General features: G+C 41.1%; 21 protein-coding genes and 1 pseudogene. 5 read left to right on the top strand and 17 right to left on the bottom strand.

Features of this window, described 5'->3' with window-relative positions:
* The first annotated feature begins 171 nt into the window (after window positions 1–171).
* Both L4D78_RS23735 and L4D78_RS23730 read left to right on the top strand, forming a co-directional pair.
* A complete protein-coding gene (locus L4D78_RS23735; RefSeq protein WP_428469218.1) occupies window positions 172–1,203 on the top strand; it encodes a porin in 1,032 nt (343 codons plus the stop codon).
* Window positions 1,204–1,234: 31 nt separating this feature from the next.
* Window positions 1,235–1,669, top strand: a complete 435-nt coding sequence (locus L4D78_RS23730; protein ID WP_428469217.1) for a DoxX family protein — start codon at window positions 1,235–1,237, stop codon at window positions 1,667–1,669.
* A gap of 189 nt (window positions 1,670–1,858) precedes the next feature.
* Here L4D78_RS23730 and L4D78_RS23725 read toward each other — a convergent pair whose 3' ends face one another.
* The 3 genes from L4D78_RS23725 to L4D78_RS23715 all read right to left on the bottom strand — a co-directional run bounded on the left by L4D78_RS23725 (window position 1,859) and on the right by L4D78_RS23715 (window position 5,770).
* Entirely contained in the window at window positions 1,859–3,067 is a 1,209-nt protein-coding gene (locus L4D78_RS23725; RefSeq protein WP_428469216.1) for a phosphoribosyltransferase family protein, read from the bottom strand.
* Between the two features lie 306 nt (window positions 3,068–3,373).
* Window positions 3,374–4,894 (bottom strand): ISNCY family transposase, encoded by a 1,521-nt coding sequence (locus L4D78_RS23720; RefSeq protein WP_428469215.1) that lies wholly within the window; start codon window positions 4,892–4,894, stop codon window positions 3,374–3,376.
* A gap of 240 nt (window positions 4,895–5,134) precedes the next feature.
* Window positions 5,135–5,770 carry a hypothetical protein gene (locus L4D78_RS23715; RefSeq protein WP_428469214.1) on the bottom strand — a complete coding sequence of 212 codons (636 nt, stop codon included), beginning with the start codon at window positions 5,768–5,770 and terminating at the stop codon, window positions 5,135–5,137.
* A gap of 603 nt (window positions 5,771–6,373) precedes the next feature.
* Between L4D78_RS23715 and L4D78_RS23710 the strand changes: the two genes are divergently transcribed.
* Entirely contained in the window at window positions 6,374–6,769 is a 396-nt protein-coding gene (locus L4D78_RS23710; RefSeq protein ID WP_428469213.1) for a VOC family protein, read from the top strand.
* Between the two features lie 213 nt (window positions 6,770–6,982).
* Here the strand turns inward: L4D78_RS23710 and L4D78_RS23705 are convergent, their stop codons facing one another.
* The 8 genes and pseudogenes from L4D78_RS23705 to L4D78_RS23670 all read right to left on the bottom strand — a co-directional run bounded on the left by L4D78_RS23705 (window position 6,983) and on the right by L4D78_RS23670 (window position 16,457).
* Window positions 6,983–7,663 carry a M23 family metallopeptidase gene (locus L4D78_RS23705; RefSeq protein ID WP_428469212.1) on the bottom strand — a complete coding sequence of 227 codons (681 nt, stop codon included), beginning with the start codon at window positions 7,661–7,663 and terminating at the stop codon, window positions 6,983–6,985.
* Between the two features lie 213 nt (window positions 7,664–7,876).
* Window positions 7,877–7,996, bottom strand: a pseudogene (locus L4D78_RS23700) (putative quorum-sensing-regulated virulence factor); the annotation flags it as partial.
* Window positions 7,997–8,343: 347 nt separating this feature from the next.
* Complete coding sequence (locus tag L4D78_RS23695) at window positions 8,344–9,420, bottom strand: Wadjet anti-phage system protein JetD domain-containing protein (protein ID WP_428469211.1); 1,077 nt, start codon at window positions 9,418–9,420, stop codon at window positions 8,344–8,346.
* A 133-nt stretch (window positions 9,421–9,553) separates the two neighbouring features.
* Window positions 9,554–12,910, bottom strand: coding sequence for an ATP-binding protein (locus L4D78_RS23690; RefSeq protein ID WP_428469210.1), 3,357 nt, complete (start codon window positions 12,908–12,910; stop codon window positions 9,554–9,556).
* On the bottom strand, window positions 12,903–13,583 hold the full coding sequence (locus L4D78_RS23685) for a DUF4194 domain-containing protein (RefSeq protein WP_428469209.1): 681 nt from the start codon (window positions 13,581–13,583) through the stop codon (window positions 12,903–12,905). Before L4D78_RS23685 ends, L4D78_RS23690 begins: the two co-directional genes overlap by 8 nt.
* A gap of 1 nt (window position 13,584) precedes the next feature.
* Window positions 13,585–15,090: a DUF3375 family protein gene (locus L4D78_RS23680; protein ID WP_428469208.1), complete on the bottom strand. Its 1,506-nt coding sequence runs from the start codon at window positions 15,088–15,090 to the stop codon at window positions 13,585–13,587.
* Window positions 15,091–15,196: 106 nt separating this feature from the next.
* Window positions 15,197–16,033 carry a BrxR family transcriptional regulator gene (locus L4D78_RS23675; protein ID WP_428469207.1) on the bottom strand — a complete coding sequence of 279 codons (837 nt, stop codon included), beginning with the start codon at window positions 16,031–16,033 and terminating at the stop codon, window positions 15,197–15,199.
* A gap of 127 nt (window positions 16,034–16,160) precedes the next feature.
* Window positions 16,161–16,457 carry a hypothetical protein gene (locus L4D78_RS23670; RefSeq protein ID WP_428469221.1) on the bottom strand — a complete coding sequence of 99 codons (297 nt, stop codon included), beginning with the start codon at window positions 16,455–16,457 and terminating at the stop codon, window positions 16,161–16,163.
* 195 nt (window positions 16,458–16,652) lie between these two features.
* On the opposite strand from L4D78_RS23670, the gene L4D78_RS23665 reads away from it, so the two are divergent.
* Window positions 16,653–17,483 (top strand): hypothetical protein, encoded by an 831-nt coding sequence (locus tag L4D78_RS23665; RefSeq protein ID WP_428469206.1) that lies wholly within the window; start codon window positions 16,653–16,655, stop codon window positions 17,481–17,483.
* Between the two features lie 106 nt (window positions 17,484–17,589).
* Here L4D78_RS23665 and L4D78_RS23660 read toward each other — a convergent pair whose 3' ends face one another.
* From L4D78_RS23660 to L4D78_RS23640, 5 genes are all read right to left on the bottom strand, one after another.
* Window positions 17,590–17,805 carry a DUF3820 family protein gene (locus tag L4D78_RS23660; RefSeq protein ID WP_428469205.1) on the bottom strand — a complete coding sequence of 72 codons (216 nt, stop codon included), beginning with the start codon at window positions 17,803–17,805 and terminating at the stop codon, window positions 17,590–17,592.
* Between the two features lie 22 nt (window positions 17,806–17,827).
* Window positions 17,828–18,442 (bottom strand): fumarylacetoacetate hydrolase family protein, encoded by a 615-nt coding sequence (locus L4D78_RS23655; protein WP_428469204.1) that lies wholly within the window; start codon window positions 18,440–18,442, stop codon window positions 17,828–17,830.
* 102 nt (window positions 18,443–18,544) lie between these two features.
* A complete protein-coding gene (locus tag L4D78_RS23650) occupies window positions 18,545–19,138 on the bottom strand; it encodes a YceI family protein (RefSeq protein WP_428469203.1) in 594 nt (197 codons plus the stop codon).
* A 92-nt stretch (window positions 19,139–19,230) separates the two neighbouring features.
* Window positions 19,231–21,183, bottom strand: a complete 1,953-nt coding sequence (locus L4D78_RS23645) for an alkaline phosphatase D family protein (RefSeq protein ID WP_428469202.1) — start codon at window positions 21,181–21,183, stop codon at window positions 19,231–19,233.
* A gap of 94 nt (window positions 21,184–21,277) precedes the next feature.
* Window positions 21,278–22,150, bottom strand: a complete 873-nt coding sequence (locus tag L4D78_RS23640) for a LysR family transcriptional regulator (RefSeq protein ID WP_428469201.1) — start codon at window positions 22,148–22,150, stop codon at window positions 21,278–21,280.
* A gap of 125 nt (window positions 22,151–22,275) precedes the next feature.
* On the opposite strand from L4D78_RS23640, the gene L4D78_RS23635 reads away from it, so the two are divergent.
* Window positions 22,276–23,646, top strand: a complete 1,371-nt coding sequence (locus tag L4D78_RS23635) for an MATE family efflux transporter (protein ID WP_428469200.1) — start codon at window positions 22,276–22,278, stop codon at window positions 23,644–23,646.
* 262 nt (window positions 23,647–23,908) lie between these two features.
* On the opposite strand, the gene L4D78_RS23630 is transcribed toward L4D78_RS23635, so the two are convergent.
* Window positions 23,909–24,727: a MurR/RpiR family transcriptional regulator gene (locus L4D78_RS23630; RefSeq protein ID WP_428469199.1), complete on the bottom strand. Its 819-nt coding sequence runs from the start codon at window positions 24,725–24,727 to the stop codon at window positions 23,909–23,911.
* Window positions 24,728–24,729: the final 2 nt, after the last annotated feature.

Genomic DNA, 24,729 nt, shown 5'->3' with positions numbered 1-24,729 from the left:
GCAATATAGGTGAATGAGTTGTGTTTATTCACCTATCCAATAAATACATAAATATAAAAGACGCATCTAAACGCACTCACATAAAAACATAAGTCTATTATAACGTCATAAATATAATAACCATTAAATTTTAATTATCTATTTCTACAAATATTTTTTATCGAGGACGAAATGAAGAAGTATCTTTCGCTAGCTATCTTATGCTCTAGCGTATCAGTTAATGCTTTTGAAATTAATGACCATATAAGAGTATTAGGGCTCGTTGGCGCGTATCAGACTAATGGCGGCCCTCTTGCTGAAGGCTCTAAAGATGGAAACCCTATTGAAGCAAAGGTAAGACTCAATGGCTTAGCCAATTATGAAATTACCGATGGTTGGTATCTTTTTGGTCGAATGGAATATGACCTGAACTTCCTTAACCTAAAAGAAGGCACCGAAATAAAAAATGGGAAGATAAGAAAGCGCTATGAATATATCGGAATTGAGCATGCTGAACTAGGTAATCTGTGGTTTGGTAAAGACTGGGGAGCGACTTATGTCCACATGCCTATCTTAAAAATGAAATATTTAGGCTTCCAAGATGTACTTGCAGGCCAAGCGGCATGGCGTAACAGTGATACGTTACTTTATAAAAATCAATTTGGTAAATGGGGTTTTGTTGCCTCAACTCAACTTTCTGATTCAACACGTGATTTTGACTATAAAGATGATGCCTTTACCACTGACGGTAACGCTTTCACGATTACATATGGTACCTCACCATTTTTCGGAGAAGGCTTTGGCATAGGTTACTCATATCATGATGCTGGGTTATATGGACCAAATGGAGACCTATATAAAGATAAAGGCGATGCAACACATAATATTGGCGCTAATTATCGCTACGGGCAGTGGTACATTGGTGCAACCATCGCAAAGTCTGACCTCAATGATAATGGAAAAAATGCAGACCTTAACAAATACACTTGGGATGTTGCTGCAGAATACACATTCAATGACAGTTTAAAATTCGTACTGCACCACGCCCAAATATACGGTAACTGGGGTAACGAAAACGAACGCTTTGTCGGCTATGGCGTTCATTACAATGTATTAACGCTTTCACCAGACTTAACATTATTTATTGAAGGCCGCGTCTCAGATGGTGGTGATAGTAATACCATTGAAGATACCCACGTCTTCGGTATGGAATACTCATTCTAAAAAATTAAAAAATTAAAAAAGGATTTAAATAATGAAACTATCACAAATAAAACCACTGTTTAAAATTTCTGATAATAATCACTTCGAACTTATTTTTCGATTAATGGTTGGCTTTATCATGCTGTACCATGGATATCATAAAGTGATTAATCCTATGGGGTTAGTTCCATTCTTAGAAATGAAAGAAATACCGTTCCCTGTACTTAGTGCTTACCTTGCTGCATATACAGAGTTTTTCGGCGGTTTAGCATTGATGCTTGGCTTAGTAACACGACTAGCCGCACTTGGTTTAGCATCTTGCATGGTAATTGCCATTATCACATTGGGTGGATTTAGTGCAGGATTGAATTCAATGAATGGAGGCCTTGAATACCAATGGACCTTACTATCCATATTTACTTTCTTCGTTTTCGCGGGTTCAGGTAAAACGTCTATCGATAACCTAATCTGGCAAAAAATCTCATAAAATTCCGCTAATTTAAAGCCCATCGCCACTGGTGATGGGCTTACTACGATTAAAAATCACTTCAGCGTTAAGTACTAGCCCCGCCTTAACGGCCTAATGACACGTTTCGGGGTAAATACTATTGCAACCTCTACCTTAGTCGTCACTCTAAACAGGAGGCTTAACGTTAGGTGATGGCTATATCAACGACTACAATTCGGACAGTTGATCAGAGAACCAAATTTTACGCTGGAAGCGAGGGTTCTTCGATGACATGTCAATTTTGTAAGGGTTAGTCTCTTCAGAGCGCTGTGGTATCTTCAAGATCTTGCACAGCTCTTGAGCCAAAAACTTCTCAATTTTCAGTACAACAATTTTCTTGCGTAAACGACCTTGCTCATCACGGTTCAGGATGGTTGGCATTGTGTTTAGTGTCAGAATCTCACCCAGAGCAGGGTTAGACATACGCTCGCGACCTTCAGTACTTGCGTAGAAATGTGAGACAGTGAATACCATGCGCTCGGGTTTTAACTGCTGAAGGAACTGACAAGATTTTACAACTGTTGAGCCGGTTCGAACCATATCGTCAAACAAAACGATACTCGGGTTGTTCAGGCCCTCGAATGTGTCTTCACTTTCTTTGTGAAGAGTGATTTCTACCTTACGTTCAGCAGTACGTTCTTTGTCTAACATAATGAACTTAGCCTTGGGTAAACCAAGCGTGTTGTACATCTCTTTTACGAAGTCGCGAGCCCCTTTGTCGGGCGCACAGAGAACGAGACCTTCGCCTTCTGGTCCGTAACTCAATATATTTGAACTCAGCAAGTAGTGAGCGTAAATCTTGTAAGGAATGAGGTTGAAGAAACGGCCTTCGAACACTTCGCTAAACATCTTCTGTACGGAAACAGAATGGTTATGCACCGTCACTACATCATCAACCCCAGCAAGCTTCAGCATCTGAGCATAGAGTTTAGAAGTAAAAGGTTGGCCATCAAACTTCTTAATGTCGGCTGTATCTCGCTCAGTCTGAGTATCCCCCAAATCTGCACGAGGGCCTCGATCTTGAGCTGAGAAAAATAAATCTGGCTCAACCAATACCACACGGCTAGCACCGTTTTCTTTGGCCGCACGCGCAATGATGAAGTTGTGCATGGCCAATTCCTGGCGGCTTGTAATCAGATTACCGGTGCTTACAATGACAACAATCTTTCCTTCTAAGCTATTGCCGATATTCTCCATGTCATTTTCATCTGAGATAAAGCGTGGGCAAAACTCAGTATTCATGAAGTGCTTCATGCTGATTACATCGGAGATATCTTCCTCCTGGCCCATAGCATATGCGACATCGATCGCGAAAGGGTTGTCGGAAGAATTACTGACAATCACTACATCGTCTGATTGTGCATTCTGGATGCTCATAGCATTCCTTATCAATAAGAAAGAGAGTTAATTGCGTGTATTCTATTACAGAATGAACAAAACGGCAGAGAAAAACTCCAGTTTGTACGAATGACTTTAAGACTGGCGGCTAGCGCATTTAATTCCCTAACCTAAGGAGGCGTTACAGGCAAAAATTTGTCCTGTTGACTGTTTAGATCTAATGACATTTCACGCCAACCGAATTAACTACCAAACGATCTGTCATTACTGAGGGAACTTGACGGGATAAGTACCAATCGATTCTGTCATGCTCTTACATTCTAGTCAGGATTGATATTTCTCGCCTTACACGTCGATATTCAGTGATTGTGATTTTTTGATCCTAAGCTCTCTGGTGCTGAGTTTTTCTTCCTTCCAGATGTTTTTAATCGTGCCGATACTCACGGTGATGTCGTGTTCTTTTAACTCTTTCATCAGTTGCATTAATGTCGCATGAGGGTTCAACAGCGTCAGCTCGATAATCTTGTCTTCTGCGTGCTCTGGTATACGGTTCTTACTGCGTTTGAGGGGCTTATTGATTCGCTTCAGGCCTATCGGCCCTTCCTCTGCCATTATCTTCTGATAGGTGTAAAGGGATTGGCGGGAACAACCAAGGATACGGGCTGCTTTCGATATACTACCCAGCTGTTCAACTAGCTCTAATGCTTCTATTTTCCGCTGAACCTCTTTGCCGTATTCACTGCATTTACGAGGCTCTACTAGCTCTGTAATATCTAGCCGACGATGGCCAAAATAAGCGGAGAATGTGCCATCGAACTGGCATCGGATCTCTACTTTTTGATTCTCAATGGAGTAGCGGATAGGCGAATCGATAACATACCTTTTGTTATCAAAGCCAAACGTATGATCACGTCGTATTGTTCGGTATTCTTTCTGTACGCATATACTGCTCATATCTAAATCAGGGGGTAAGCGCTTAAAGGCAGAACGTGCACTTTTAGGCTGAACTCGAACCTTTTTATCCCAATAATTTGGTATAAACTCTTCTTGTAAATACCGATTCGCGCCCTCCATATCGGTAATGTTGTGTAATCGTAGTTCTGGTACCAGCCTATCTTGGAAGGTATCGAATGAGCGTTCAATGCGTCCCTTTCCTTGTGGTGAGTTAGCAAAGATAATTTCAATACCGAGCTCTTCACAAGCTCGTTGCATCTGGGAGAAGTTGCTTCGCTTGGGACCACCGAAGATACCCGCTCTATCGACGTAGAGCGTCTTAAATACCCCTCGTTTCTCAATATAAGCTCTCATCACCCTCATACAGCCTTCGGTGGTCTCAGAGGGGAAAAACTGAGCATGAATATCACTGGTGGCATCATCAATCATCGCTATCAAACAAGATTTCTCATCCCCAAACCAGCGATGAGGACTCCCATCCATTTGAAGCATTAATCCTGGCAACTCCATACGCTCTCTATATTTTCTTACTCGACGTCTACGTCGCTTCGCACGTTTAACATGATGAATATCGTGGGCCCAAGAGCGTAAAGTTTCACGCTTAATGGCGATCCCCTCATTCTTTTCTAGAAGCTCGGAAAGATGCTGAAGATTGAAATCGAAGTACTTGGTTTGAATGAGGCCTTGAACTTCCTTCTTGAGCGACTCAGGAATTTTATTGGCTGGAGAGCGACCTCTATTGCCATGAATCACGAACCGAAGGCCTTCTGTACGGTAACGACTTAGGTAACGCTCAATGGTTCGACGAGATTTGTTGAGCAAGGTTGTGGCACTATTGATGGTGATCTTGCCATCGATAACTTTGCTGATGATATCGACAGTAAATTGGGATTTTGAATCCATATAGAACATCCTTAACACCTTCTAAAGCTCCATTGATTACTTTAAAAGGTAAGCTAATTGAGTCCCGTCAAATTCCCTCGGTAGTTAACGTAATGACAAAGTCGCTTGGTAATTAAGATACGACAGAATCGCTTGGTGATCACATTAACTACCAAACGATCTCAAACTCGTTTTTGGACAAAACTGAGTCAGTGATTTGACTAATTTAGGAAGTGATGAATAACTTTAGCTAATGGAAAACCACCATGGTTAATTTACCATGTAGTTAAAGTGAGCAGGTTTTTCTCCATTCTTTGAATAGTATTGATTTATCTGTTTCACTAGATGAACATTATTGGTTACTGGGCACTCAGCGCTAACTCCTCTTCTTGCCGGACAAGCAACCCCATGAATCATAGTCAAAACATGCGATACACCATCGGAGAATGGCAAATTATATATTTGATGATCAGGAGTGTCTTTATACAATAGATCATAATTATTTAGCTTTGGTTCAAATTTGGCATTGTACATATAGCCACTTTCATATACGTAACCTAATGGACAAGCTACCTCTTCTCCTTTAATACATAATTCACGAATATGGCTAATGTCTTTACTACTAAATTCATAACCCTCAAACACATACCTTCCCAATAATATATGCAAGTCAAGCAACCCATATCGTCCATATTGGTTTAGGTGATTTTTCATTAATTTATCAAATGTTTGCTTATCATTGTTTCGCATGACCGTCATGAACTCAAGAGATACCAACCTATGATCTATAAACACTAAGTTGATTGCTTTTCGACCAAGCTCAGTCGAAGGAATGATAAACGATGAAATGAATATAATTGGGATTGTTAATACGATAACCTTCCTTAGCATGTGATTTTTAGTCATCCTGCTGTAAACCTCTCATAGCTAACATTTCAAACCACTTTTGATGATGCGGAAACCAAAGTGATAAAACAACTATGATAATTTTTCATCGATCACAATTTGAAGCTTAAATGAGTCGAAACAGTTTTTTCGCTATACATGTAGGAACTCAATGCTAGTCCACTATAAATCCGTCCCATAGATTATATTTATCACCCGACAAGAACGCTAAACTCATGAGAAAAAGTAGGCATAAAAATCCCTCATGAATTTAATGTAAAACTAGCTATAACAAGAAAAGGGGCAAAGTTGTGTTACGCACGTCACTGGACAATACAGAGCTAAAGGACTCGTTAATTTATCAAAGCATAAATTACTTCAGTTATACCAAAACTGACTTCCCTAATCTTTGTAGGGCTAGATTTATGTAAGTAGATCAGTGCTGGAATAGTATTTCGTACAGGGTGTGACCGTCTTTATCAAAAACCGGCGACTACTCCTCCTGATTATTAAGTGAGAGAATTTCGTATCACGGTTACCTTTGCTTACCGAATATTAAGAGAGGGTAAAACAGGTTGCACATATAATGTGTTCAAGTTTTATCTTGAGGAATAAGGAAAGCATATGAAAACAAATAAATCTTCAACATGTTTTTGTACAACTGAAGTTGATTCTTGCCGTGAGTTCTACGTTAAGTACTTTGGAGCCCAAATAACATTTGATTGTGGCTGGTACGTCATACTTAAAATCGGCCAAGATGGCACCGAACTTTGCTTTATTCAGCCACAAAAAAACATGCCAACCTTTCAAGGTAAAGGTGTAATGCTGAACTTTAATGTTACTGATGTCGACAATGAACATGCTCGCCTTATAGATGCTGGCTTAAACATCATCATGCCACTTGAAGACCACCCTTGGGGAGACAGAGGCTTTTCAGTTGTAGATCCAATTGGGAATTCTGTTTATATCTACTCAGATAGAGAACCAAACGATGAGTTCAAACAATATTTTAGCGGCTAACAAGTCGAATTAAATGGATTGGTTATTATATCAATAACTGTTGAGTAAGTTCCTAACTGCTGAGATTGAGTATCATACTTGTTCATTGACTCACAATAAAAGGTCTGCTGCTTGCTGGCCTTTTTTGTTACATATCAAAAATAACATAGATGTATAACTACATGGCAATTTATTGTTACGCCAAAAAGCAACTGTCACGCATTAGTACGAGGTTCAAGAAAATCTAATCGGGTAAGTGCTGCTTGGAACCCCATGCTCAACAGGCTCCCATGTTTGATTCTGATAAATAGAATATTTGTCAAAGGCGCACGGATACCCTTTGGCATTTCTGATATCAACTCGATCCATTAGTTGGAAATGCAAATGAGGTGCTGTGGAATTTCCTGAATGGCCTAGTCTAGCAACTACCTCACCACGACAAACTAAATTACCTACTTCATGTTTAATTGAGCCATACTGGGCATGAGCAATCAGGGCGCAACATTTCTCGCCCTCAATGATTAGGTAGTTACCTGTCAGTGCATGCACTTTCCCTTTCTGATAGGAAAAAAAGATGCCATTAAACAGAGCTAAACCTACATCACGAATATAATGTAGTCGGCTGCGCTCTTTTACTGACGTAACGACCTCGCGGACTACACCATCAAACGGAGCATGTATGGGTTCCCCCCAACTATATGAGTGACCTAACCTCACCAATCCGAGCCAGTATTTCCAACGAGGTTGATTATGCCAACTAACCGAACCATTCTCGTCCGCTTCTAACCTATAGAAATCATAAGCGTAGGTCATCCCCCACTCATTGGTACCATGACTAGGTATTTGGTCTCCAGGGCAGTTCAATGCATTCCATTTACCGCGCAGCGGCGGAGAAACAACAATTGGCTCCATCATGTTTCCTGTTCGTGAGGTGGCAAGTTGCATATGCTCAGACAGATTAGCGACATGAATAAAACTAAGTCAAGTGACGCTTTACCAGCATTAGGAGTAGACAGTGCTAACACCGAATGGGGCGATTCTAAGTTAGCTGCCATCAGCGGATTACTTTATAAGTGATACCTTCAGCTGCAAAGTGCCCTATCCCCAAGCAACAACCACATAAACTACTTAATCACGCCTTAACGGCCTAATGACACTTTCTAAGCCTTCGATTTTAAACTCTAAAGCCAACGCCATTAGCGTGCCAAGCTCGCCTTCAGGGAAGCCCTGCTTTCGAAAACATAACACTAACAACTTTTTTCAAGTAACTACAGCGCCGCCTGGCAATTAAAGTACGACATAATCGCTTAGTGATCACACATATCACTCAATCTTCGTAACTCGTCTATAGACATGAACATATTAGTTTTTCAACCTAAGGGTAACGGTTCATATTTGTTCATGTCTTGCGAATGATTGAACTGCTGCCGACCTGTATCGCACTCAATCAATGCCACAGCAATTGCTAAACTCAACCAACCCGAAAAAATGCCAATTTTTACGAGTCACTCTTAAAGTGCTTTCTGTACACCATCACACCATTCATTGCATCTTAGTGTGTGCTTCAGGTGCTACTTTTTACAAACCTTTAATTATCAAAGCAATCTATCTGCCAATTTGATAAATTCGTGCTCTAGTCGATTGTTGCAATCAGAACCTTGTATCTCACTAAGATAATCAAACAACTTACGCTCAGTATCTGTAAGAGCGTCTAATGACTCATTTGTTAATTTAGGCCTATAAGTAACAGCTGATGCATCATTATCAATGAAAGTTTGTATATTCATGTAACGAGACTCTACTTGAGGGATACGTTTACGCAGTCGGTTCAATATATACAGCCCCTCAATATCTAAGTCTCCGATATATAAAATATTAGGACACTGCCTAATGAAGTCGACCTGCTCAAGAATGGTTACGGCATTACCTAAACCAAATATGCACATCCCCTGCTCTATGTTATCGAAGTACAAACCTGGCTTTTCATTCTCAAGTATTACGATGGTAGAACAGAGAGGGCCAAGCTTGCTACCAATGATGTTTAAATCCTTCACAGGCATCGTGATATCGGTTGCACCATGAAAGAGATCATCGAGTTCACTGCCAATTAGTCTAAAGCGCACAGTTGCCGGTGGTGTCACAAGCCCTGTATATGCTTCAAAGTTCGATTCTGTGTCGTCATTGTTAATTAGTTTTAATGCGGTAAATAGAGATGTAATGTTCTGCTCAATCCACTTGGTATGCACGCCTTCAATATCTACCTGCCGCATATACAAGCCGCTATTGGGGTTCTCAATAAACCATTCAACAGTGTTTGTTAGGTGTTTAACATCTATCATTGAAGCTTTGACAAACCACTGACCACATTTTTTGGGAAGTAGTGACAAGCGCTTATTCAACAATAACAGCGCTTTGTACTTATCCAATAACTGTTCAAGATCAGGAAGTAAACCCGTTAGTTGAAATGGAGTTTCGATGTTTTCAAAACTCAACTCTTTAGGATAGCGTTGGTTACCCCACTTTTGAAAACACCTATCTTGCCATTGCGCATACTCATTAAGAAAATGATCATTCCACGCAGTGTAAAACTCTGTTAACCGATTGATGTTCTTCTCAAAAACTTGTGTAGTCATTGGCATGATAGGGAACTTTGGTAGCTCCCGTTCATTCATGTACAGTTCTATTAGCACGTAAGGTTGATTAGTTAATAAGTCCGTGCAATAAGCGTTCAAAAGGTCGAGATATAGATCAGGTAACCAATGCAGTGGATCATCCTGTGTGCGTATTTTTTTTGTCAGCGAAAAGCTAGTCATCAGTTAATAATTCACCTTGCTTCATGTAAAAACGCTCTTCCTCGTCATAACCGATTTCCAATTCACGTATGTATGAGTGCTTCTCTTGCTCAATGCCAATGCTAATCGCGTTATCAACAAATGGTTCGATAACCGTTAGAGATTTATTTGGCGTTCCAATGATTAATTGAAAACCCATTTTCTTGTAGACATTCAAAACTGTATTAGTGAAGTTAGCATCTGTCCTGATAAAGGCTTCATCTAGAACAATTGGTGCAAACGTAGGAATATTTCGATTGTCACCTGTTAAATGATAACGAAGAGCTGCTGCCATGACCGTTGCAGTAAGCTTCTCTTTTTGGCCTCCCGATAGCTCACCGTCTGTACCATGAATAGGGCCATTATCTTCTGGATTTTCTGGGTCGATCTCTTTGGCGTAAAAGCTAATTTGCTTTCGAATATCGAGTGCATTCTGGATAAAGGTTTTGTCGGCAGGTTCACTCGAATTGAAGCGATCAATAAACGCTTTGATTTCGTTAAATCGACGCGTTTTACCTGCATCGCTTATATCAGCTAAGTCTTCTGTAACACGTTTTAGCATTAACTTACATTGCGCAGCATCTTGATTGACTATCGTATTGAAGTCTATTTTGAGGTAACGACCATTATTGTAGTCAACAGTGCTCAATGCTTCATTTGTTTCCTCTAATCGCCCCTCTATCGTCTGACGCGCCCACGCTAGTTTATTGCGAAGTCCTGTAACATGGTTAATCAAGGTGTCATTCAATAAATGTTCAAATTTCTTTTTGAAGCGCACAATATCTTCATTGGTGATGCGTTCGTAGTAATTGAGGAAGTGGTTCAACTCGACAAGGTCTGCTTTCAGTCCTTGTTCAGCTTCCACCTCTGGAAAACGATTTACAAAGCGCTCTAAGCGCTGTCGAATTGAGCCCTCTACTTTGCCAATACTGGCACTAATGATATTAAGCGAACCAAGTATACTATCTTTAACTATTTCATCCTTTTGCGAGACTAGGCTCAGTGTCGCTGTATCTGTATTTACACTGTACAACTCAGAAAGCGCTGATTGAACTTCGTTAGGTATAACAACGATAGCTTTATTGTCGATCTCCGTTATAAGGTTTTCTACGTTATTTTTTTCACTTTCTTGCTTTTCTCGCTTAATAGTTAAGTCAACTATCAATTGATCAATCGACTCCTTCTCGTTAGCTATCTGTTCTATAGAATCACTAAGAGATTTGAGTTTATCGTTACCATTTTCTAGATTGTTGATCTGCTTTGCTAAGTCATCAGCACGTTTACAGGCACCGAGTAAGTCAATATCACTGAACTTAACCTTGGCAAGCCCCTGCATAAGAACTATCGATTGGTTGTTCAAAGTATTACTTTTGGCGGCCTGATCTTCCTTCTGTCGCGCATCCTTAATTTTTGTTTCAAGGTCATATAATCGGGATTGCAAAGAGGCAATCTTTTCTTCGTTATTCCAACCTAGGATCCACCGTCCCCTGTCATTGATGTTAAACCGGTCATCTTTTCTGTAGCGACGAACACCTTGACGAATAAGTCCTTCCTTGGTCAGTCCCTTGACTTCCTCTTTTTTGAAACTGCTGATATCATTAAAGCAGCGGTAATCACCGAATAACTCACTAATTTTTGCCGCGACATAACTGTATAAATCACCTGACTTACATTCGAGCTTGTTCACTACAGAATCAGTGTGTAGATTACTAGCGTGTTGGTAGTTGAGCGATTCAACATGATTGTATTGCAAGATGCCTTTTAAGTGATGAGAGTTAACAAACTCAGTAACCTCATTAAAGTGCTCATCGGTTACTAGTAAGGTCAAGCTAAAGCTGTGAAGCAAACGCTCTATTGAACCTGCCCATTGCATCTCACTTTTTTTAACGCGCAGATACTCAGCAGCATATGGTAAATCATCAACATTCAAGCCAAGGTGCTTGCAGATTTCGTTACGAATACGAGCTGCACGCCCATCAATCATGGAGTTTGAATCTTTCATGAGTGCGAGATCAGTTTCTACCTTTTCCTTGTGCTCTTCAAGCCCCTCCAACTTTACCGACGCGTGGCCAGCGTCGATAAACAGTGACTTTGAAACTCCCTCGAGTTCTCGTTCCTTTTTCCTACAGCTTGCTAAAGCTTCAGCGAAAGATTGTTCATCAGTGATATCAGACGGTATGTCACATTTCTTTAAAGCACCTTTAAATTGCTCAAGTGAAGTTTTAATACCCTGCTGAGAATCGATAATATCTTGTTGAGTATTTTTTAGTTTAGCGATAGCATCGCCACCCGCAGACCGATATTCAACGTTTAGATCGATTAGTGTTTGATCGTGCTTAGCTGATGTTTCACGATTAGATACTATTTCAGCGTTAAGGCGCGTTACATCAGTTTCAAGCTGAATGGAAACACGTTTTGATATTTCTCGTTTGAGCAGATCAGAGTAACTTTGCCGATAGTCGCGATTTGAAGTTACATTTTTCTCATCAAGCTTCAAATTAACCAGTTCTTTCTCAAAACCATCAATCTCTTCCAGTAGCTCTATTTGATTTTCCAGTGAGCGAATATGCTCATAGGTTTGATTAATGTCGATGAACTGTGTGGACATTTGCCTTACGACATCATAAGTCTCGGGTTCATCAATCATGAAATCTTTCAAGAATGCATCGATGTTACCTAGGTTTTTTGCCGATTGCGCTTTATGCAGCAGTGATAATGCCTTTTCGGAATCAATACCTAATTCTTCGCGCAGCAGATTGAAGTACTCCGTCGGTGTATCGGGGTAGCGAAAATCATTGGCTGGTGGAAATAGTGCTTTTAGCTGTTTTAAGCTCTCAAAACGTTTGATTTCTTTAATGCTGAAATCCCGGTTGATGATCAAATAAATGCGTTTGATATCATCCTGAGTCATCGATTTTTTATTGAGGTATATGAGTTGGCATATCGTCACCGTGCGACCATCACCGCTTTTATAGGTCTGAGCTAAAACCGAATAATTTGGTGCAGTACGCAGAAACTGTGTTTTCTCTTGATTGTTGTTATCACCCTTTTTGCTCCATGCACCTAACATATAGGTCACATCGTTACGGTCGGAACGCTTCTTCCCATCATTAGTTGAGGCTAGGTTGTAACGACGCTTAACCGATGGGACTAGTAATGCCGAATTCGCATCTAGAATCGTCGATTTTCCTGCACCCGATTGACCGGTAATAACAGTGCCAAGCTTTGATGTATTGAAACTGTGGTATCCACTGAAAGTACCCCAGTTATAAATTTGGAACTTGTCGAGATAAAACTTTTCATCTTCGTACATTTGGAATAAATCAAGCATTGGGATCACCTTCCACTGTACCATTCTGTTTGTTGGAAAACTGGGATAAAAAAGTATCCACTTGCTCAGCACCAATTGCGACTGAAATAAAAGGGCGAATAAGGTAGCGCTGCTCATCATTTTTCATGAGTTTGAGCTTTTTTAGGACTCCATTTTCGAGTGACTTAGTAATCGCACTGCTCATCGCTCTGTCATGTTTTCGTTTATCCTGTACGGAGCTAGGCTCAATTTGATCTAACTGAGCAATGATTTCACTTTCTTGAATTATTGCCTCACCACTCAATCGCATTGCCTTATCAAATTCACTACGCAAGAAAATCCACAAGTACGAGTCGTATTTATTGAGTCTTAAAGTGCGTAGCAGACTGGGGAGTGACTCGCCAGCCGCATTCTTAAGCGTTGTGAGATAAGCAAAATTAAAAGTTGTGTTGATGAGTAGTCGAGCACCATCAAATTCAAATCGCTCGTTCAGCTGCTTCACATTGTTCGAAATAATGGTATATAACGCTTGTTGTGTATCGGCGTAGATAATTCCGCGCGACAAGGCTTGGTAAGCAGCCCTTAGATCTTCACTGGTTGTTAACTCATGCTCAACTTCTTCTGTTTCGATTGTCTTAGGTACTGAAACAAGTGTTTGTGGTTCAGGAGCATCTATTTCTATTGTGTTATCCATATCAGTACACCTCATCAACTTGTCTAGTAATAGTGCTGGTAAAGTAAATCAGTGGTAATCGCGCGTACTTCCTAATTGGTGCGTCACTGTCAATTCCAATGAACTCATATGGAATGCGTTCAAATTGTGAGGTATCGATGATTCCGTATTTATCACCAAGAACCAAATAGCCAATAAAGCTAGCGAGACCAAGCTCAATAGGGTATTTCTCTATTATATCTGAGAGTTTGATACCAACCTTTTTATCGGAGGTGTTCGCTAAACTGGTGTTAATTGTGAAGATTAGCCTACGCCAGTTAATATCAGTTTCTAGGATAAGGCTTTTTGCCTCTTCTAAGGTCATCGCAGGGTTGGAATAATCAGGCTCTGGAAAGCTACCCGTATCCATGTAAAGTTCTACAGCGCTTATTTGACGCTTTTCTAGCTTTGGGAGTGTGACTTCCAATAGTTCATCTTTAATCGAAAAGTTATCTTTTACACTTATGAAGGTGCTCATCGCATCTTTGATTTTCTGATTCAGTGCAAACACCGTATTGTCTTGATGGTATCGAACGAAAGAGCTTAGGGTTTTGGAAACCACGCCTGTCTCATCAGAGACTGACAAACACTTGGTCATGAGACGGCGACTCAAGTTTTGTAAGACTTTGCGCTCTTCTGGTGGCACTTCCGTAATAAACGGTCTTGACAGTAATGATTCAATGTCGTTTTCAAACTGTGACTGTAATCTCGAGTTTTTCATCATTTCCCAAAAACTGACAAATGACCGACCACTGGCCTTGGAGTAAAGCTCATCAAGAGAGTCAAAGGTAAAGTCTAGTATGGTACCTTTGTTTTGATCTTCTGCCAGATTGATGACTTTTTTTATTATTTCAGCGTTAACATCCCGCACATCATTACTTACCTGTATAAAGTCACTGTCTAAGCTACCAAGCAAAAGGATAATGGTCTTGAAATCTCGCACCGCTTTTTCATTGTCAACAATTTCAATATCACCGACTTCTAGTGCTTCTATCTGACGTTTTATCTGGCGTTGTTGATTTTCTAAGTCTCTTAAACGCTCTCTCTTATCCTCTGATGTAGTTATATTGAGCTTATGTACCTGTGACATTAACATTTGCATGTAACTGTCATTAAGCATGATATCCTTATTGTTCAGTGAATGAACAAAGTCCACCGCAAGTTGCGCTTCACGGGTAAAGCCTATCTCGTATTCTCCATCACCTAACCCTTGCTTGTATTGGTAGGTTGCGAGGTAACCATGATTTAACCAATCATTAATGTAATGGACGTGATCCGACTGAATGTTCTCATATACCTTAGCCATCTTATTGAGGTGCTTTTTCACCTCAGCATAAAACTCTTCTCGCTGGATACGAGGCTTCTTTTCAAACAAAAACGATAATAGTGCCAACACCCAAACAGAATTAGATCGAGTTAAAATATCCCACGACACATTGCTTTTTAGTTGGGCAAACGTGTCGAGCTTGAGTTTCAGTTCAGTATGCATCTCACTCTCCAATAACTCAGCACTTCACAGAATCTGATGAGTAATATCAACGCGTTGACCCATAGACTCAATACTGTAATTTTATCTATGTAAAACTTTTAAACAGTTAACCTTTAAATCGGTAAGGTTCTAATGCAACCCAACAATGTGGCTCAACAATGATCTGTTGCCCTTCCGGGTTTTGATTGTAGGCATCAAGTCGCAAGTTCTGAATTAAGTACTTAATCAATGCAGCACGACATGGAATGACCAACAGGCCATTGGTCATACGGTAATCCAACTCAATGCTGCGGCGCTTTGCACTAGATAAACGAGGATCTGGCTGAAGTTTGAGTTCAACGTGTGTATTCCACTCTTTATCATCAGCTTTGAGATGTGTTGCCGAAGCTTCAAAGACTGGTACATCGTTGAACCGCGACAACACAAAATCTTTAAACAATTGAGATCTTTCACACCAAGCTCTGGTATGCCAACGAATCCCATCGAATACGATAGAGTGCGGACTAATAATACGACTTTCATTCACGCCACTTGTGACTGAGAAATAGCCGATATCTAAGCGTAATTGCTCTCTACAGGCTTTTATCACGCAACGAATGAGTCTGGGGTCAATATTTCGAGTAGGTGTAGGCAGTAATTCGATATTCAGTGGGTTATCGACTGTAGTCTCAAAAACTTCATCATAAGCTGTACCAAAAAACGACAGGTACTCATTAAAGTTTCCACGTGTGACCTGAGGGATGAATGCGTCACTTACAAGATGACGTTTTAATTGACCATCGTAACCTGCAACATTCTGTGGATAGTGCGTCTTGTAATCATCAATTTGGCGTTGTGCTGTCGTTCGGGAGATACTGTAATAGTCCTGTAGTATTCTCGCATTCACACCACCTTCCCATAACAGGCACACTTCAATGAATTGTAATCGTTTTATACTTTCCATGTTCTATACTCGCGTTATTGTTGGAGCACTGGTATTGCTGAAACTGTGCTTCCATTGACGTACAGCACGAACACCATCTAAGAGCACTAAAAGCATTTTTTAATGTTCAGCTTTTGAACTGTAGTGGTCAAACTTCATTGCTGAAAAATGAGACATAACAAAAGTTCAGCTCACTATGGGCATAAATGAATAAGACAGTTCGGCTAACACCTATATGAACAGAGGTGTGTTGGCTTTGTTCAGCGATGATACATCTTTGAAAAACCATCACATCTGTTCTAAGGCTATCATTGCCATGAGAAATCACATCCGCTTTAAGCGATTTAACCACGTTATCTAACCCTTCGATTGTTAATGCAAGGCACAACTTAAGCAAGTCGGCCAACTCTCCATTGGATCCACCTTTCTTATCAAACAACAACACTAACAACTTTTCTTTGGTAAGTTAGATATGGGTTACATTTTCTTGACCAGACTCGGCAACCATATTTTTAGACAACGACCCAAGCCCCACTTAAAACCCTTTCCAATAAACATTTTGCAACAAAACCTTGCTCGCTGCACTGTCATTTATACGAGATAATTCATTGATTTTTATGAATTAGACAGTGGAAGTGTCATGAAAAAAGTAATAATAGCCGGCGCTATATTGGGAGTGTTGTCAGGTTGTGGGGGTGATAGTGATGGTGGTGAGGGAGACAAAACACTATCAGATAGCGAAGTATCAGCACTCATTCAGTGCAGTAACCTAGCAGAAGCCACTCCATGTACTCAGAATGTCTATGGTTCTTGGGGTGTACTTGTTTCACAGGATTTCCAAGATGATTACTGTACTTCGATGTATTGTTTTGCCGATGGTAGTTCGTCACCAGAGTTCCCTAATCTCACCCGATTTAGAGATAATGGCGAATTAATACCTGTTTATTATTTGGATTCTAAAGATTCTCGTTTTGAATACGCCTTGAACAAAGCTGAAGAAATCATTGGATATCAACTCTTCGATAGAAAAGGAGTCATCTCACTTGAATTTGATGACACCCCATTTTTTGATATCGACTACTCAGATCTGCCTACAGACTGGGGATTTATTTGGAGTCAGGGGACATCAGCAGGGAGTTGTAGCTCAGGAACGGTTTCAAGGGCACCATACAGCAACAGCATTGTTTCTTATGCTATAGGAAACGATTATGGTATCGATAAAACCAAGTGGAGTGGCGGATATGCATGGATAAACTTAGACAGTGCAAATCCTGACCCAAATTGTACAACAGTTGCGAGCAATGAAGTAAGTTTGCATGAGCTAGCGCACGCTCTAGGCATGAATAATCACTTTGACGGTTTCGGGAACGGTGCGGCATTCAATAAAAATGCAGAGCGTGTTTTACGCAATATGTACAGTAAGCAAAACCCTGCCGGTCAACCATTTGACTCGTTAAATATTGAACCATAGGCGAAAACTAGCGGTCATGTTTAAATACTAGGCACCAAATTGAGGGGGGAGGTTGTTGTCAGCAGAGGGACAACAATTCCCCCTCTCAAACAGTCACACAAATCACTTAATCAAGCCTCAATGGGCGTATGACACTCTCTAATCCCTCAATCTTCATCTCAAGGGCAAGTGCCATTAGCAGACCCAGCTCTCCTTCTGGAAAGCCTTTCTTTTGAAACCACAGTAGATACTCTTCAGGCAAATCTATTAATACCCTACCACTGTATTTACCAAACGGCATTTTCATATTCGCCAATTTAACAACATGCTCTTGATTAAACATCTACTGCTCTTCTTCCTATCGATTATGCACCCACTAACCACTGTTGACTCAGTAATCTTTGCTCATCACAGATTAGTGATGCTTCAAACACAGCGTCAGTCGGTACTTTACCTACACCAGCAGGCGTACCAGTCATAATAATATCGCCATCTTCGAGTGCCATAAAGCTTAATACTTCACTTAGAATTACCTCTGGTGAATAAATCATCAACGATGTACCACCTTGCTGTACACACTCATTATTGATTGATAAGCATAAACCAAGCTCACCCTGCTCCGGTAACGGTACAAAATCGGTAAACAATGCCGAGCCATTAAACGCTTTACTGCGCTCCCACGGTAATGATTTGGCTTTCAGCTTACTTTGTACGTCTCGCTTGGTTAAATCCAATCCTACCGCTACCGCAGTGAATTTTCCGCCTTGATATAGGTACGAAAGCTCCGCTTCATAATGCAGTGCATCTTCATTATGGGTTGCTAACAGTTGGTCTGAAATGGCTGAGTTTGGCTTTAAAAAAAGTACCATTTCTTCCGGTATTTCATTGCCAAGTTCATGAATATGCGCAACATAGTTACGTCCGACACAAACAATTTTATTAGGCGTGATTTCTGCAGAACCAAAACGTACACTTTTCATTTTCATCCCTGAAGGTTTAATAACAGCTTAAAATTAATAACCAAACTATCACTGATCAAAAAAGTCGGCAACGGCCGACTTTATTCATAAGCTTGATAAGGGTTACTCTTCAGCAACAAATATTAGATTCGCAGAAACTGGCACGCTAAGTAAAATGCTGTTTAGCTTTGCAATGTCTTTCAGCTTTTCAATACCAACATCTAAGCCAAACGCCGCCGATTTAATTTCAACAGGCTGTAACGTTGTCACTTGCAAACCACCATTTTCAAGCCCTGTAACCTGCACTTTCGTAGCAAGCTTTTGGGTTTCACCATGTAAATCCAGCTCAAACTCTACATCCGTTGTCATGATTTTACCTGGCATCATGTTCTTCAACGCTTCAGAGTCAACACTTGCAGTAAGCATTGTTAGAGGGTTCTTTTCTGTATCAAAGAGCTCTTTCTTCATACGTTCATCGCGTATTTGAATATTGGTATCAACACTGGTTAGGTCAATCGAAAGTTTTACATCTCCCTCGTCAGTAATGGCTCCAGCAACGTTTCGAAATTTATGCTGCTCGAGAACTGAATCATTCTTTACCGATGAGAAACCCACTGTTGAGTTTGGCCCATCTAAGCTCCAGTTTGCCACTGCTGATGATGTGCCTAAAATAGACACCATTACACCCAAAAACATTGCTACCTGCTTAACCACCATTCTGCCTCCTAGTACTTTATTATTGGTGTGACTATAAAATATAGCCAAGTTATCAATAATTTGTCGTAAATATTGGAGGCATAAGCTTCAAGTTACTTTATGGGTGGAAAGGAAACGCGTTCGCCTTCCGCGGTTAAGATAGCAATATCGATTGGTTTTCCGTCTTCATCTAAGCGAATTTCACCAATGGCACTTTGGTTTATTAAACGGTGATTACCGTGAAGATCAGGATCTCTCTTATAGATTTTGAGGCGTTTACGCTTCGTCAACCAATTTAATGGTGAGCGAGGGCTATAGAGTATCCGATCCATGAAATCGCATACCCTTAACAAGGCATTGGGGAACTCATTCTTAATACCACTTGACGTAATTTGGTAGATATTCGGGCTACTTTTACTAAATCGAAGCTTGATGTCATAAGCAAAAGAGTAATGAACATCCCCCGAAAGAATCACAAAGTTAGTCGGTGTTTTAGAGTGGGTAAAAATACTCAACAACGTATTGGCAGAACCCGGATGTGCCATCCAGTTTTCCGCATCAATTAATAGTGGTTGCCCTATCCATGTCATGCCTCGTTGCAGCATCTCGATAAACTTAACACCAAACATCGGTGCGGGTGACACAATAATCACAGCAGGTTCATTCAGTAATGACTGCTGAAGCTCAGTCAGTGCTTCCCAATCCATCAAGCCAGAAGGTTTATTCATTTTCGATTCTGAACGCCAGCGACGTGTTCGAGTATCAAGTACTAGAATTTTAGGGCTTGTTTCAATGGTATAATGCCATTGTTCAAATCGATATAACTCACTGATCAAGCCATCTTGATTCTGGCTACTCGGCTCAATGAAAACCTGCTTTACACGTTCAATAAAGCATTGATCAAAATGTTCAGGGGCATTACCCCAGCCTTGGAACAGCCAATAACCAATCAAAGCGTTACCAATAATACGGTTTGAGAAATCATGCCCGTAGGCAGCTTGCTCCCAGCCTTTGGTTAGGTTCCAATCATCTGTTACATCATGGTCATCAAAAATCATGTAAGTCGGTAAATGTGCAAGTAAGCGGCGAACTTTCGGCAATCCTTCCACAAACTCGTCAATGTGCTCTTTTTCATCAAGCCATAATTGCTGCCACTGTGGCTCTAGCGCATTATTGGCATGAGTAAACTGGTTTTCCCTTAGCCTGTTGCTATTAACATGCGCCCAAAGTTCAGGCGACCACACCAGTAAGTACATTGCGATAAATTCAGCTAACGAGATCAGGTGATTACCGGACTCCCTTGAACTAAATACCGGAACACGACGGCGTAACCAGCCTTCGATACGAGGAAAACGGTCGATTACCCCTTCACCACCATCAAGGTAATGTGGCAATATTTTATCGCGGTGGTAATAGCAATGTTGATGCTGATATAACGCCGACGCAGAGCTTATCGGTGCATCAGTGAAAGACTCATCATACAAGCCGAGCACATCAATAACTTGATGAATTGCATCGAGCATTGGACCTGCGACATGATCGGCATAAATCTGGTCGCCACTCATCATTAATAATGAAGGGCGCTCAGACAAAGGAAGATTCGCAACTTTATCGTCAGCAGCAACGAGGCTATCTTTACTTGGATAATGCGGGTTACGGCAAGACCCATGCATAACGTAATCAGCATGCGTATTAATAACAAACTGAGGACGCGTTTCTTGCTCATATAAAAGCTCAGGCACAATCTCTGATAATAAGCCTTCGCTCGTTCTTATCTCGTATTCAAGCGCTTCATTAACCGGAAAGTCGCCTTTAAACGTAGCTTGGTATACCCAAGCTTGTTCACCGAGCTGGATGTGTTCACCATCACTTAAATCGACCTGATAAAAAGCTACGTGCTCTCCTCCACGATACAGTTCAAATGTCCCCGCCAACGGTGCTGACACCGCCAGCCACAAGGTTAATTCTGTTTTTGTACATTTACGCAGAATTGGCCCAGCAAGTACCAGTGGCAATGATGAGCAAGGCGATTTTTGAGTGTGGTTAATAGCTGACTCAGCAGGCATACTTGGTTAAATCCTCTACAGGCAATTTATTGTGACAATATCAATAAATCGTTGTTTTTTCTATCAGAAGAATGTCACCTTTCTGTCAGTACGGCTAAAGCATGTTACTTAATTCTTCATAAAACCAATCCATGACTTTCCCGCAGCCTTTGTCACGTCGCTTTACAGCCCCAATTTCGACCCACAAAGGTTCTGGGACCTCTTCTGTAGACAGTTCAACCAACTCACTGGCGTACCACTTTTCTTTCGCCACATGCTCTGGTACTAATGCCCAACCAATACCTCTTATCACCATGGCCGTTATTAGGTAATAGCTGTCAATATGCCAATAGTTTGAAGAAATAGGTGTAGCCTGGGTATGTTCCATTCTGCCGCGTATTACAAGTTGCCGATAACAATTAAGATCACTAATTGTAGGGGCCTTTTGTGCTGCTAAAGGGTGTTTACGTGCAACAATGAGCGAGTGCTGAAAATGCCCCACTGACATAAATTCTAATGAATCTGGGATTTGCTTCACATTGAAAAGGATACCAATATCGGCCTGTTTAGTCGCAACCCATGTAGCAATGTCGTCTTGAGAACCATTTAATACTGTCAGTTTAAGCGTTGGAAACACTTCAGCAGCTCGGCCAAACAATGCTTCAAAAGCACTTATCGGTAGTGCCTCTTCCATCGCAACCGTGATGGAAACTTCTTCTCCCGTTGTGACGGTCATTGCCCGTGAATTTAAACGCTGGCACTGAGCAAGTACGGCTTGAGCCTCGATATACATATCTTCGCCTTCTGGCGTTAGTACTGGCAGCCTTGCACTACGGTCAAACAATTCAAAACCTAGATCTAACTCAAGGTTATTGATTGCGGTACTAACTCGTGACTGTGCTTTCCCCAATTTCCTTGCGGCAGCAGAGAACGATCCCTGCTGTACAGCCGTTACAAACGCATCTAATTGGTCGATGGTCCAATTCATTGAAGCCCCGTTTATATATATTTATTCAACGCATCATACCATCCGAAAATCGGATAGATAGTAACTTCAACCAATCTGTAAAACATAGATAATGCACCACAGAATCACATATACCAGAGACAATCATGCAAGAGACTATTCAAACCCCTATTAACAACGACAGCATAAGTAAGACTTTCTGGCGTTATGCTATTCCATCGGTTGCGGCCATGTTGGTCAACGGCCTATATCAAGTCATTGATGGTATTTTTGTTGGTCACTACATTGGTTTTGAAGGTCTCGCTGGTATTAACTTAGCATGGCCTGTTATCGGTATTATTGCTGGATTAGGTTTATTGGTAGGCATGGGCTCTGGTAGCCTCATTTCCATATATAAAGGTGAAGGCCGCGAAACCAAGGCACAACAAGCGCTATCAACCGGGCTGATCTTGATCGCGATAGCGGGTTTGCTCGTCATGGCTCTACTTACCATGATAGCGCCATCACTCCTGATCGCTCAGGGTGCGACAGGTGCCCCCCTTGAAATGGGCAACGCATACATTGAAGTATTCACTTGGGGTGCAGTATTTACGATTGCGGCAGGTGCCCTGCCTATGCTTATTCGTAATGACGATAGCCCTAATTTTTCGACAGCATTGATGGTGGCCGGTGCAATAATCAATATTTTCCTTGATTATCTTTTCATTGCTCACCTTGATATGGGCTTGAAAGGTGCCGCGATTGCCACCATCATCGCGCAAATCAGCATTACTGTTACGGCGATTGGCTATTTTTTTACGGCACACTCAAAGTTAAGACTTAACTTGTCATCGCTGCGATTTAACCTTGGGATTGCCGCTAAGTCTATCGGCTTAGGTACATCTAGCCTATTCATGTACGCTTACTTCAGCTTCGTTGTCGCTATTCATAATAAACTATTTATGGATTATGGTAGCGCAGTACATGTGGGTGCTTTCGCCATTTTGGGTTACTTAATGACAATGTACTATTTGTTTGCCGAAGGTATTGCAAGTGGCATGCAACCACCAGTCAGCTATTACTATGGTGCTGGTCAGGGTAAAAAAATTAGGGCAACACTGATACTTGCTATCAAAGTTGTCGTGCTATCTGGCATTGCATCACTGATTTTCCTCAATGTGTTTCCGAATACACTGGTAAATTTGTTCAGTAATAGTGATCCTGCCCTTGCAGCAGAAACAGTAAACGGTCTTCGTCTGCACTTATTTGCAATGTTCCTCGATGGCTTTATTGTGTTGTCTTCAGTGTATTTTATGTCGGTCAATCAAGGTGGTAAAGCCTTAGCAATTTCCGTGGGCAATATGCTAATTCAATTACCATTCTTATATTTTCTACCAAAAATCATTGGTGTAAACGGTGTTTGGCTTTCAATGCCACTCTCAAATGTAATCCTTACGTTGATTGTGGCACCTATGGTATGGAAAGACATTCAGAAGAAGCAAAACGATGACCTATATCTAAGGGTGGCAACAGCCTAATTGCCAGCAACCTGAGAATATTTTGATTAAAGTAACAAAATAAATACTTCATGCTAGATGAAAGAGTCAAAAGGATCTGGCGATGTCAGATCCTTTCCTCTGTTGTAGCGTTATCAAACCTCTGTACATTCCTACTGATTCAATTCAAATTTACGCTAAATTTATATCTGCCAGCCATTTGCACGACGGTCGTATGGAACTAATGCTTACCAGAAACCATTCTTTTCAGTTTTTAAATTTTCATTCTAGGCTGCTCTAAAATTTATTCGAGCTCGTTCAATTGCGAATAATGAGTGCTAATTTTGCTACTAACTTTGACTGCATCCGCACCTAAAGCGCGGTAGGTTTTGTTGACTAGATACGAGATTAAACTCATTGGCACAGCATAGCTGTCCAACGGGTTTTGGTTGCTCATATGGCAAATAAGGTAGTAAGACACGCTTGGGATATACTTCTGTCCCGATTGGTCGGTGATAAGCAAGGTATCGTGCTCCGCAAGCTGCTCTAGGATTTCAGCGAAGTAGTTGACCCTCCGGCGAATGCCAATAACGATGACAAAATCTTTAGAGGTCACCGCTGCAATGTCTTCACCAATAGTTTGGCCAGGAAAAGGCAGCAGATCCACATTATTTCGACACTGCATCAACTGCTGTCGAAAATGCAGAGCTAGGGGATAACTATTTCGATAACCGATAATTTTGATGCGCTCAGATCTTGCAAGCTTCTCTATTACTTCGGTTAGATCCTTCTCGCCAAGTTGTGCCCAAAGCTGCTCCATTGAACGAAGCTCTTGCTGCAGCTCACTATCATCCATTGGCTCTGTGAGCACAGGCATGCCCTTATCTCGTTCATTTAACAGCTCACTTCTTAGTGATAAATGATTGTCATAGCCCAAGACCCGAATAAAACGGCTAACACTGGTTTTAGAAACGTCACACGCCTCAGCAATTTCATGAGTCGATAACATCAATATCTTCTCTGGATTAAGCTGCAAGTAATCTGCCAAACGACGATTACTCTTAGTTAGCTCAGAGTAATGCTTTGTTATTCTCTCACTGAGAGGGTTACTTGTCGGACTCATGA

The sequence above is a fragment of the Photobacterium minamisatsumaniensis genome, from assembly GCF_050336695.1.
Classification (GTDB): domain Bacteria; phylum Pseudomonadota; class Gammaproteobacteria; order Enterobacterales; family Vibrionaceae; genus Photobacterium; species Photobacterium minamisatsumaniensis.
Note: the sequence above shows the minus strand (reverse complement) of the source record. Positions and strands in the feature narration are given on the sequence as shown.